The organism is Armatimonas sp. (genome assembly GCF_031410135.1).
Taxonomy (GTDB): domain Bacteria; phylum Armatimonadota; class Armatimonadia; order Armatimonadales; family Armatimonadaceae; genus Armatimonas.
In genome coordinates this window covers 1-11,740 of the sequence record NZ_JANNYP010000171.1, presented here as the reverse complement: position 1 = coordinate 11,740, position 11,740 = coordinate 1, and the positions used below count along the sequence as shown (strand labels likewise).

Here is an 11,740-nt window from a genome sequence, read left to right as displayed (position 1 = left end):
GGGTGATCTCTACGTGTGGGTAGTCGCATACCCAGTCCCTGTTCTCTGGGTGGTCGAACCAGGCGCGAACCCAGTTCTCGAAGCTCATGGTCTGCATAAAGCATACTATCATTTGGCCAAAATCTAATCGGGGCAATTTTGAAGCTCTTTGTTTTGGCGAAGCTCTTACTCCTGGACCTTGTCTCATGAAGCATTTTAATCGTCGTCAGTTTTTGTGGGGAAGTGCAGGAGCGCTAACTTGGCTAGGTGCAGGCTGTGGCAGCTCGGGGGTGAGTTTGCCGGACTCTCTTTCTGGTTACTTGTTGTTTGATGAGAAAGATGGGCGAGACAATAGCCGGGCGGTTCTGATCCGCCCCGATGGCTCAGAGCGTCTTGTGCTCCCGATTCCCAGCGATGGTTTTGTCTTGAAGGGAGCCTCACCCGATGGCCGCGTGGTTGTGGGAGCCAGCTACGGCACCCTGGCACTCTTTTCGCTCGCCGATCAGACATTTCAGCTTGTCTCGGGCTGCCATGGGCCTGCGAAATATGCCTGGTCGCCCGATGGCAGTCAGCTGGTGTGTATGTTGGGGGCGGATAGCCGGAGCCTGCCTCCAATGGTGCCGGAGTATGTCTTTCGGATCTACGACACGCGGACAAAAAGCGTCCGTGAGATAGGGCGTGCGACCGGCTCGGGGTTTGCGAGTCTCACTTGGTCTGGCTCGGAGTCCCTTCTCTGGGCGGATCAGCAGGGGACTTTTCGCTTGCCCTTAGATGGCAGTGGTCAGGTAAAACTCGCCGCGAAGGGGTATGACTCTGCCTCACCTGATGGACGCTATCTTCTGATGAACTCGACAGTGGAGGCAGTCCCAAGTTACGCACGTCTGGACACGATTACCGGAGTCACTCAAACGCTCTTAGAGAACGTGTGGCCTGTGGGCAAGGTTGGCTGGGATCGGGAAGGGGGAGTGCTAGTCTTGGTAGAGACAGTTCTGGGCTACAGCGTGCTCCGTTTGACTCCCAACAATCCCGCCCAGCAGCTCTTCACGATTGTTAGTAATACGGGTGGGACTACTTTCGGTGTCACTTGGTCACCCGACGGGCAGAGTGTGGCCTACCTGCGGGGCCAAGGGATCTCCGATGTCTTAGAGGTTCACGGGGCGATCGGTGACTTTTCTTCCCCGGCAGCCGGGTCGCCCATCGCCTGGCTGTAGCGCAAGAAACACGCACTGTTTTTGTGTGCCGTGCTATCATAGAGCCTATGATGGATCAACCGCCTCCACAGACTCCGGCGCCACTGCCGCCGTTTGTGCTCTCGAACTTTTCGTCGCTCTCGGCCAAAGAGCTGCGCTGGGATCGGGAGTTTTCGTTTGTCTGGGGAGACTTGAAGCTTTTGTCGGGGAAGGCGAGCTATGTGGTGAAAGACAAGACTCTTCTTGCTGAAGGGAATGTTACCGCCAAGCTTGGGACCGAGCGAGTTGAGGGGAAAGACCTCAAGATCACCGGGCTGGACATGGCGGCACGCTCTGTCAGCAAAGAAGGTTTTGGCTTTTACTTCACCGACGCAAAGCTCTTCTCACCGGTCCTGTATATTGCGGGGAAGACGCTCAGTGTCTCTAGTGAGACGGGCGCGGAGGCGCGCCGTCTGCTTTTTGTACCTGGCCCTGATCCCAAGGGGGAGATTGAGCTCTCCGCGGATCGGTTACGCTCACAGCCGGGAAGTGGGCGCTTGTTTTTTGAGAACGCGACCGTCCGGGTTCTCGGCAACCGGCTGATCACCCTGCCACGGCTGGGAGTTACCCCGCGCTACGACCGAAAACGCGAGGAGCAGAGCCTGGTGTTGCCCATTATCTACCGAACCTCGCGCGTCTCAGGCGTCGTGGCGGGGGTACGCCTGCCGTTTGCGCCCGTGGGAGGTGCCCCAGGGACGTTTATTGTCGAGTCCACCACACTCCAGGGCTGGAACGTGCTGGCGACGGCTCGGAAGGAGCTTCTCGGTCAACCCACTTCCCCTGAGTCTGAGGAGCCCAATCTCTTCACGGGAGTGCGCAATGCCACCCAGAAAGAGCGCAGCTTTGAGGAGCGTGTGCGGCCTTTTATTATCGCCCGACCGCCGGTTGCTCCCGACCTCTCCTTGCGCCGCTACGCTCAGGCACTGAGTGCGCCTGTCGTACTAGATCCCTTGCCTTTGCAGAGCAAGCCGAGCCTGGCTCTGGAGGCAACTGTCGAGTCTAATCGCGAGTTCGTACGGCGTGGGGCGTTTCTACTCCGCTCACGCCTGCCCGAGGCGGTGCTAACGGGGCGGATACCTGGGAGCAAGGGGGAGGGTGGCTGGCTCGCGACGCTGGGCGGCGGCCCGGCTCGTGAGAAATTTCTAGATGGCTCGGGTAAGCAAGTGCAAGCGGATCGCCTGATCGGCTCGCTGGGCTGGGAAGCGCCACGCATCAAACTAAGCCCTCACAGTCAGGCACACGCGCTTCTGCGGCAGACCGAGCAGCGCTACCCACATGCCCACTACAGCATCTCTGAGCTACGCCTCTCCACCGACTACGGCTTCGCCCCACAGACCGGCCTCAGTGGCGGCGTGGCCCTCCGTCGTGCCCAGGGGAAGTCCCCATTTCTCTTCGACACGCTCGAAGCCCTCAGCGAGGCCCAGCTTAGAGGACAAACACAGCTTGGTAACCTGACTGTCGCACTGATGGGCCGCTGGGATCTGCGAACCCGCCAAATCTTCGACCAGGAGATCGCCCTCGGCTGGCGTGGCAAGACCATTGAGCCGCGCCTTACCTGGCGCAGTCAAAACCAGCAGGTCGGCTTTACTATCAATCTCCCTGCTCTCACCGGGTTCTAGTCCACCCGAACCCACCCCGGCTTCGTTCGTTCCTCACTTCGCCGACCCTCCCTTGGATCAAGGGAGGGTGGACGCGAGCGGTGCGAGTGACCGGGTGGGTTCAAGAGTGTCCGGCTTCTAGCACCACTACGGGGAGGAAATTTGGCCTGTCGCCCCGAATAGGGCTTCAAAAGTTTGTACTTTTCTGAGGACGTAAAAAATATGGCAAAGCAAGTTCGTATCGGTCTGGTTGGGTATCAGTTTATGGGTAAGGCGCACAGCAACGCCTACCGTCAGTTGCATCGCTTCTTTCCCGAGCTCGGCATCGAGCCCGTGCTGAAGGCACTCTGTGGGCGTAGTGAAGAAAAAGTGAAGGCTGCCGCCGAGAAATTTGGGTTTGAGAGCTACGAGACTGATTATCGCAAGCTGGTGGAGCGCGATGATATTGACATTATTGATATTGTAACGCCCGGCGATACCCATGTAGAGATCGCCATTGCCGCGGCAAAAGCGGGCAAGATGGTCTTCTGCGAGAAGCCACTGGCAAGCTCCGTGGAAAAAGTGCAGGAAATGTGTGATGCGGTAAACGTGGCTGGGGTACGTAACGCGACTTGCTTCAACTACCGAGGTGTTCCTGCCGTCAAGCTGGCCAAGCAGATGATCCAGGACGGCGTTCTGGGAAAGATCTACCACTGGCGCAGTGTCTATCTCCAGGACTGGATCATTGACCCCAACTTCCCGATTGTCTGGCGCTTGCAGGGCGATATCGCGGGCTCCGGCTCTCACGGCGACCTCGTTGCGCACTCGATTGACATGGCGCATTATTTAGTGGGCGACATCACCGAGGTCTGTGGGATGATGGACACGTTTATCAAGCAGCGCCCGATTCTGGCGGAGTCCGACGACCGCCTTGGGGGGAAAGCCTCCGACCAGATGGGTGATGTGACCGTGGACGATAGCTCGATCTTTCTGGCGCGCTTTGCCAACGGCGCGGTGGGAACCTTTGAGGCGACCCGTCTGGCGGCAGGACGCAAGAACCACAATAAGTTCGAGATCAACGGCAGCAAAGGCTCGATCGTCTTCAACATGGAGCGCATGAACGAGCTGGAGTACTACAACCACGACGATCCCGCGGAGCTGAAGGGCTTCCGCACGATCCAGACCACCGATGGCAGCCACCCCTACACGGGAAACTACTGGCCAGTCGGGCATATCATCGGCTACGAGCACACGTTTATCAACCTCATCCACGACATGCTCCAGGCTTGGGATACGGGCGCGGAGTTCCACCCGGACTTCAACGATGGCCTTAAGTGCCAAAAAGTGCTGGATGCGGTAAAGAACTCGTCGGACAGTCGCACCTGGAAGAGTCTCTAGAAGACACTGCCGGTTAGAGCGGCAGTGACCGAATTATTTTCATGGCCCGAAGCGGCCTTTGTAGCCAAAGGCTCACTAGTCCCGCCGCTCCAACCGGCGGGATAAAAATATTTCTACCTACCCGAAACTAAAGCCCCTACTTTTTCGTCCCTATAAGCAGGGGCACTGTCTCTCAGGAGTAAGCAATCATGGCTCGGTGTAAAGCATGCGGGACGGAAGCGCCCGCGATGGCGCGGTTTTGTAACATCTGTGGTGCAGCAGTGACGGCGGCGAGTGCGCCTCCTGCCAGCGCAGCCACGTCCATGCCTGCCGCACGACCCCAGCAGACACCTCAGCCCACGGTCTACGGGCAGCCTCAGCCCACACAATACTCCCAGCCGATGGCTACTATGCCACAGAACAGTGGCATGAATAAGGCCGCGATTGCCGCCCTCGTCTCGGGCGTGATCTTAATTGGCGCGGCGGGCTTTCTCTTTGCCAAGAGCGCGGGGCTACTTAATGCTCAGAAACCCAACTCGCCTAGTGGGGCGGTCATCAATGCTCCCAATACCCAGCCTGCCCAAGCGCCCGTTCTAAGCGCACCCCAGCCACAGATGCCTAAGGCTCCGATCATGAAGCCCCCCGGCACCATTGGCAACCCGATGCCCGCCGATGTGATTGCGTGGCTACGCTGGCTCAAGTGGTTCGAGGGCGAGCGCAAGCGTCTAGAGGCCAAGAGTGCGGGGGAGCTCGTCGTACAGCTTCAGAACACGATTAAAGAGTACATGACGGGCGAGTCTCTAGGACTGCTCGATGGTAGCTTTGAGAGTGGGGATGCGCCTAAGAAGCCTGCCCCCAACTACGGTGAGCAGATTGCCAAGGTGATCGGGGAGTGGAACCAGGCCGCTAATGTCTATAAGACACCTGGAGCCGCCAACAAGCCGCCTCTGCCAGATGCCTGTGCGCCTCTCGCGTCTGGTTATGGCATGGCACTCGATGCGGGTATCGCGGAGATGAGCAAGCTGATGAACACACTCAATAGCGCACTGGGTTCGATGTCTGGCCAAGGCGGTGATGCCAGTGGAGCCCAGAATATCGTCCGCGATCTGATGGGCCAGAAGAGCAGCAAGAGCGCCTCAAAGAGCGTGGATGCGCTCTTTATAGATGCCAATGCCGCTCTGGATGCTGTCCGCAGTCGCTACACGGATATTCCCCCCGATATCAACGCCACCAACTTCCGTGTGATCTCCGAGGGAGCCAGCCTGAGCCTCCCGATCATGGGAATGTAATAAAAAAAGCCCGGCCACCATGGTGGCCGGGCTTTTTTGCAGTTGAGGGCTAGAACCGATAACCGATACGGAAGCCCATACCGCCTGCGTCCTTGCTACCGACTTTCTGGGTCGTGGTGTAGTCTAGCTCGCCGAGCCAGCCATTATTAAGCTCGTAGCCAATGCCTAGTTTTCCCCCGATGACGCTTTTACTTGCGCCGGACTTAAAAGTGTAGCTACCAACTCCCACAGTCGCGTAGGGCTTTCCCGCTGCATTGGCCGACTCTAGATAGAAGCGGCCACTCACGCCCACACCCGTCAGGCTGGTGGTGACTCCGCCTGTTTTCTTGCTATTGGTATCTATAAAGACACTGTAGACTGTCGGGTTGGTCGCTGATGTCTTCATGAAGTCGTAGCCGACACCGATTGCTGTCCGCTGCTTGTTAGTGCCGTTGGTCGAGGAGAAGATACCAGCCAAGACACGAATCGGTTTTTCCACTTTCATGGTGTCGTCCGCTGCCAGTGCCGAAGCCGTTGGAGCAAGCAGAGCCATACCAAGAGCCAGCATTGTTGCTGTTTTCATATGTTTTTTAAGCCTCCAGAGGTTTAGTAGTGCCCCATCGTTGGGGGCATCCACTCTAAAAAGACAACACAAAAAAACGAAAGTTTCTAGGTCTTAGTACGGTCCCCGAATATATTTTTCCACATGTGCTTGGTAGAATGCCGAGAGCTGCTGGTGGAGCGACGTATCAAGAGGCGCAAGGCCGCTGACGGAGACATTGCTCTCGACTTGTGCGAGGCTCGTTGCACCAGGAATCAGCGTGGTCACGGCGTCGAAGTCCAGAATCCAGCGCTGGGCTAGCTGGGCGAGTGTCCAGCCCTCAGGCACGAGTGGTTTGAGCTGCTCGGCAAGCTCGACGCCTTTTTCAAAGGGCAGGCCCGCAAACGTCTCCCCGACATTAAACGCTGCGCCGTCGCGGTTGTAGGTGCGGTGATCGCTGGCGGCAAACTCGGTCTGCGTGGTGAACTTTCCCGAGAGGAGCCCTGAGGCAAGGGGGAGCCGGACGATCAACGCGACATTTTTTGCCTTCGCTCTCTCAAAAAGCATCTCGATAGGCTTCTGGCGGAAGAGATTGAAGATGATCTGGAGCGAGGCAAGGCCTTCTTGCTCCAGGCAGATCAGTGCTTCTTCCATGCTTTCTACACTGGCTCCAAAACGTGCGATGAGCCCCTCGCTTCGAAGCTGACGGAGCGTGTCAAAGACCTCGCCCTTGCGAAACTCCTCCGTGGGGATGCAGTGGAGCTGGGTCAGGTCTAGTTGCTCAACTCCAAGGCGCTTGAGCGAGTCCGTGGTGTGCTGGCGCAGTGTGGCAGGCGAAAAGTTCTCAGGCCAGCCGGGATCACCCCGTCGCCCGAGCTTGGTAGCGACAAAAACGCCCTGTGGTTTGTCTGTGGCAAGCCATGCCCCGAGGCGCTGCTCACTCACTCCACCGCCATAGACATCCGCCGTATCGAAAAACGTGACGCCGCGCTCGTAGGCTGAGCGGAGGATGGCCCGCGCTGCACTATCGTCCATCGCCCCCCAGTCACCGCCCCCGAGCTGCCAGCACCCGAGGCCCACCTCAGAGACAGGGATGCCCTGAAAAAATCGTTGTTTCATCGCGCCCATTGTATCGTTTCAGTGGGCAGATGAGAGCCTTGCACAGAGTTGTTTTGCAAGAGGGCTCTTGGCTTCCATATTCCGAAGAATGGTCTGTGTCAGCTCAGGACACCAGTCCAGCGCCACCAGATAGACTTGCTGGGCCTGTTGTGGCTGACCATTGAGCTCATAGAGAAAGCCGTAGTTACAGAGCATGGTGACATAGTGCCGGGGCGTGTAGTTTCCGTCCACCTCGGTCGCGGTGGGGGCTAAGAGCGGCTCAGGGAGCTCGATAGACTCCCACGCTTTCCTGCAGGTTATCAGGACTTGTGCAGGAGTGAGAGGTGCCGTCTTCGGCGTGAAAGTGAGAATGACGCCATACGGCGAGGGAAAGTAGTGTTCTTTCAGCCAGTCGAGGCCCGGCGATCCTCCGAAGCGTGCCTGATCTTCTTCTGAGATTCCAAAGTAAGTGCTGGCCAAAGGACGATCTTTGAGAGGGCCTTCGAGGAGCCGGATCAGATACCCATCCGCAAGAAACTCGTCTTGAAGGGTGGGATCTAAAGTCGTTTTTTTGTCTAAGAGTGGCACGTGCTGACTTTCTAGCCAGCCAATGTAGTGGTGTCCGGGCTCAAAAAATGCCACACGGAGCACGGATTGAGAGATCAGGGCGACATCGGGACGAATGCCTTGCAGAACTTGAGTGTAGAGTAGAGAGTGGGTTGCCTCATCGCCTGTGGTGAGGAGAATGGCTTGGGGTGGGCAACCACGAAGCTGCTGCTGGGCGAGCCGAGCTACCCCACGGGCAGCATGCAAGTTGCAGGCGTGGAGGTTAACGATACCGTAGGAAACGGGAAGAAGAAAGCAGGCTAGGATGTGTAAGGCAAGTGGCCTCCCTCGCTCCAACAGTGCCTGCTGGACACTACCGAGCATCACACCCACTAAGACGGTACCTAGAGCAAAGGGAACTAAGTAGTAGGCCGCAATATCGCCAATTCTATAGGAGAGTGCATGGCCCGCCACCGTTGCGGCGGTAAGCAGAACCCCTCCGAAGACAGCCGCACGACGACGGGCTAGGATCACGCCTCCGAGTACCACGAGAACACTGAGCGGGCCGAACCAGTTCTCGTGGATGATGGCTTGGAGAGGCTCAAGCGCACGCGCCCAGGAGCTCGCATCGGTGGGGGGCTGGAGGTAGTTTTGGTAGCTCTTGCCTGAGAGATGCTCCCAGAGCGCTTCCAGGGTTTTGGGGGCTCCCAGACAGCTATAGCCTGCTGAGTTTTGCGACCAGAGGAGCAGGAGCAAGTACAGAGGGAGACCGCTGAAGAGCAGGAGTCCTATTCCAATCCCAAGTCGATGAGGCAGACCAGGAGCCGTCCAGAGCCGTAGGCCACAGAGTACCAGGAGCCCGGGCACTAGCAAGACAATTGTTAAGTGATGCGCGAGGCCCAGCCCGACCGCAAGGCAGGCCGTGTAGAGCGACTTTTCATCGCCGATGTTACGGAAGCGCAGGCACTGCCAGAGAGCTAGCAAAGCAAAAACGAGGTGCAGACTATAGACCTCAACTCGGTTGCACTGGCTCCAAAACGTTAGGCTTACCCCAAGGAGTGAGGCTGCTCCGAGTGCGGCGAGTGCGGGGACTTCTAGCTCACGGATGAGCCGGTAGAGGAGTCCCAGAGCAATTCCACCACTGAGCGCCACAAGAACCCCGATTTTAAATGCAGGCTCGCCCACAGGCACCAGGAACAAAAAAAGCTTGCCCAGGAGAGTAAAGAGAGGGTAACCCGGTGGGTGGATCACGCCACCTGACCAGATCGCCACGATGATCTCCCCTGAGTCACCACGGAAGACCGTGGGGCAGAGGGTTGCGACATAGAGCACAAAGAAGGCCAGCGCGAGCAGGAATGTATTGTGGCTATCTTGAGAGATTTTTGGGTTCATCCTAGTAAAAATATTGGGATATTTGCTATTTTTCTGGAGGGGACGGTACAGTGAGGCATGAAACTCGACACGCTCACTCTTTGGCCGGGGAAACTTCCTGGTGCGTCTCCTGTGACCACAGGTCCTGAAGCCGATCTGTCCAAGCCTGGCGAGGGAATGACTGGTGGTAAGGCAGTGATTCGTCTAGGCAATGTCAGCCAGCCGGAGCTTCATGTCTATCTGCCCAGTGGCAAGCGCACGGGAGCGGGGATCGTGATCTGTCCCGGAGGTGGTTACAACATTCTGGCGTGGAACTTAGAGGGCACGGAGATCGCGCAGTGGCTGAATAAGCAAGGGATTGCGGCGTTCGTGCTCAAGTACCGAGTGCCGACGGGCGCACTTAAGCCTAACTGGGAAGGGCCGACGATGGACGCGCAGCGAGCACTGCGGCTTGTGCGTGCCAATGCCAGCAAGTGGGGCGTGGCTTCGGATAAACTTGGTATTTTAGGGTTCTCCGCCGGGGGCAAGACGGCAGGCATGGCGGCGCTCCAGAACGGCAAGTCTCTCTACGAGGAGCAAGACGAGGCCGATAAGCTCTCCTGCCGCCCAGACTTTGCAGTGCTCGTCTATCCCGCCTACTTCTGCGACAACAATCTCCAGCTTCAGCCGGAGTACGCCGCGATGGTAACCAAAGACCTGCCACCGTTCTTCTTCGCCCATGCCGCCGATGATGGCGTGACCTGCCAGAGTAGTGTCCAGCTTTTCACCGCGCTTCGAAAAGTGAAAGTTCCCGCCGAGCTGCATGTCTGGGAGAGTGGCGGCCACGGCTACGGGATGCGTCCCCAAAAAGACAAGCCGATCCCGACAGCTTGGCCCAAGCGTTGCGAAGAGTGGATGAAAGCCCGTGGGCTGGGTTAGCGGTCATCCAGCGAGCGCATCAGCCTGTCTTGCACCACTGCCATCGTCACATCACCACGTGTGCGCTCGACGACAGCGCGGAGGGCATCGCAGGTACGTCGCAGACCGCTGGTGACAGCATCCGGGAAGTCTACCGTCGCAAGGGCAGAGAGAATCTCGTCCATTGCCGTAAGCATACTCTCCGCGCGAGCATGATCACCTTTGCGGAGGGCATCCAGCGCATGCCGACGGCCCTCTGAAGCCGCTTCGGCGAGACCATTGAGATAGGCCGCCGCCTCAATTCCTAGCGACTTGGGGGTGGGAAGATCCGTACCCTCAATCAGAGCAAGCAGACACGCTGCCTCTGCAAGCTCTTTATGGGCATCTTGCACGTACCCCGCGTAGAGAAGCTCCGGGTAGTCTGTCAGTGCATCCGCCACCTGTGCCGCCTCGGCTTGCGCTCCCGCAACCGCAGCCCGAGCATTGTCCAGCTCTCCACGGTGCATCGCACGAATCGCATTGGCACAGGTTCGCGTGAGTGCTCTCCCATGCGCCAGTGCCTTCTCCCGAGACTGATAGGTTGACTCCAGCGCACCCCGTGCCGCCGAGACAATGATACTCAAGTTCTCCATAGCGCTATTCTACTCCACGGGGCGTCGCCAGAGTGCCTGAGGAGGCTCCATCCTATCCAGAAACGCCTGTTGCGCCGCGCTAATCTCCCGGCCCTGAAGTTGCTCTGCTCTAGGGATAACACTATCCGGCTCTGCAATAATGGGCTGCCAGCCCGCTCGCTGAAGTGTTGCATTCTGCTGCGAAGTCTTGGGCAAACAAACCCAGTGGACAGTATGTTTTGGATCTGTCAGAAGTGCCTCAAGCTCACCGACCGTTATCCCCACCGCCATTCGCCGTCCAGAGTCGAAGTAGCGTATCTGGGAGAAAGCGTAGTTTTCTAAGCCTAGATAGTAGACCGCCTCACGCTCTGGCACGACTTTCGCCACCCAGCCCCAGCGCAGATCACGGTCTTGGAATGTTAGAGGCATGAGCCAGAAAGCCTTCGTGTCTTTGGCGAGAAGAATGAGCAAGATTGCCACGAAGCCTATTCTGGTACTACGTCGCCAGAGCTTGCCTAGAACTTGCTGAGCACCATCGGCTAGGTAGAGATAGAACCAGGGTAAGAAGCCCATGAAGTAATGGAAATTAAAGAAGAAGACAAGTAGCATCGTGCTATGCAAAACGAGATACATATCTGTAAAGCGGCGTGCCCGCAGGGCCCTGATCCAGCCAAGAGTCACCAGAATGGCTACTACCCATTCACCAAGAGTCGCGATCCAGACGAAACCATTGGCCTTTAAGAAAGGCCAAGGCTGTCCACCACTAGCTCGTGACCAGGGAAAAAGAATGTAGCCCACCTGAGTGGGGAACTGGCTTAACTCATGAAGCATGTGCTGGAGCAAGGCAGTCAGGCCGGGCGTTTGTTGGGTTGCACCTTCCGTAGAGCGTCCTACGATTTCTGCTTCGTATTCTGGGCTGACCCAGTGCCCACTTGCAAGATAGCTACGCAAAAGCCAAGGAAAGGCTAGTGCACCAAAAAGAAGAGCAGTGATAATTGCGAGCTGTCGCTGGCGTACCAGGAAGAACAAATACAGAATGGCTCCTGCTCCAAAGACAATCCCGATACGATGTGCATAAAAGAAAGTCGCTAACAAAATACTGAGCCATAGCCCTGTTGTTCTATTGGGTGGGTTCTCTCGAAGTCGCTCTAGGAGTGTAATGGCAGCAACCACAAGCAGGGTCATGAGTCCTGCGTTCCCCTCAAAGTTTAAAATTCGGAGCGTGAGAGGGTTCAATCCAGCCAGA

10 protein-coding genes are annotated in these 11,740 nt (G+C 57.4%); 5 read left to right on the top strand and 5 right to left on the bottom strand.

Going from position 1 to position 11,740, the window contains the following annotated elements:
• The first annotated feature begins 185 nt into the window (after positions 1–185).
• The 4 genes from RMO15_RS06085 to RMO15_RS06070 all read left to right on the top strand — a co-directional run bounded on the left by RMO15_RS06085 (position 186) and on the right by RMO15_RS06070 (position 5,451).
• Positions 186–1,190, top strand: coding sequence for a hypothetical protein (locus RMO15_RS06085; RefSeq protein ID WP_309709253.1), 1,005 nt, complete (start codon positions 186–188; stop codon positions 1,188–1,190).
• A gap of 47 nt (positions 1,191–1,237) precedes the next feature.
• A complete protein-coding gene (locus RMO15_RS06080) occupies positions 1,238–2,827 on the top strand; it encodes a hypothetical protein (protein WP_309709251.1) in 1,590 nt (529 codons plus the stop codon).
• 201 nt (positions 2,828–3,028) lie between these two features.
• Positions 3,029–4,183, top strand: coding sequence for a Gfo/Idh/MocA family oxidoreductase (locus RMO15_RS06075; protein ID WP_309709249.1), 1,155 nt, complete (start codon positions 3,029–3,031; stop codon positions 4,181–4,183).
• A gap of 188 nt (positions 4,184–4,371) precedes the next feature.
• Positions 4,372–5,451 (top strand): zinc ribbon domain-containing protein, encoded by a 1,080-nt coding sequence (locus tag RMO15_RS06070; protein ID WP_309709244.1) that lies wholly within the window; start codon positions 4,372–4,374, stop codon positions 5,449–5,451.
• Positions 5,452–5,500: 49 nt separating this feature from the next.
• Here the strand turns inward: RMO15_RS06070 and RMO15_RS06065 are convergent, their stop codons facing one another.
• The 3 genes from RMO15_RS06065 to RMO15_RS06055 form a co-directional block, all read right to left on the bottom strand.
• Entirely contained in the window at positions 5,501–6,013 is a 513-nt protein-coding gene (locus tag RMO15_RS06065; protein WP_309709241.1) for a hypothetical protein, read from the bottom strand.
• Positions 6,014–6,106: 93 nt separating this feature from the next.
• On the bottom strand, positions 6,107–7,090 hold the full coding sequence (locus RMO15_RS06060; protein WP_309709239.1) for an aldo/keto reductase: 984 nt from the start codon (positions 7,088–7,090) through the stop codon (positions 6,107–6,109).
• An 18-nt stretch (positions 7,091–7,108) separates the two neighbouring features.
• Positions 7,109–9,007 carry a DUF2723 domain-containing protein gene (locus RMO15_RS06055; RefSeq protein WP_309709236.1) on the bottom strand — a complete coding sequence of 633 codons (1,899 nt, stop codon included), beginning with the start codon at positions 9,005–9,007 and terminating at the stop codon, positions 7,109–7,111.
• 57 nt (positions 9,008–9,064) lie between these two features.
• On the opposite strand from RMO15_RS06055, the gene RMO15_RS06050 reads away from it, so the two are divergent.
• Complete coding sequence (locus tag RMO15_RS06050; protein WP_309709233.1) at positions 9,065–9,904, top strand: alpha/beta hydrolase; 840 nt, start codon at positions 9,065–9,067, stop codon at positions 9,902–9,904.
• Here RMO15_RS06050 and RMO15_RS06045 read toward each other — a convergent pair.
• Positions 9,901–10,515, bottom strand: coding sequence for a hypothetical protein (locus tag RMO15_RS06045; protein ID WP_309709230.1), 615 nt, complete (start codon positions 10,513–10,515; stop codon positions 9,901–9,903). The two genes, RMO15_RS06050 and RMO15_RS06045, sit on opposite strands and share 4 nt — an antisense overlap.
• A gap of 9 nt (positions 10,516–10,524) precedes the next feature.
• On the bottom strand, positions 10,525–11,740 hold a 1,216-nt coding region (locus RMO15_RS06040; protein WP_309709227.1), incomplete at its 5' end, for a hypothetical protein.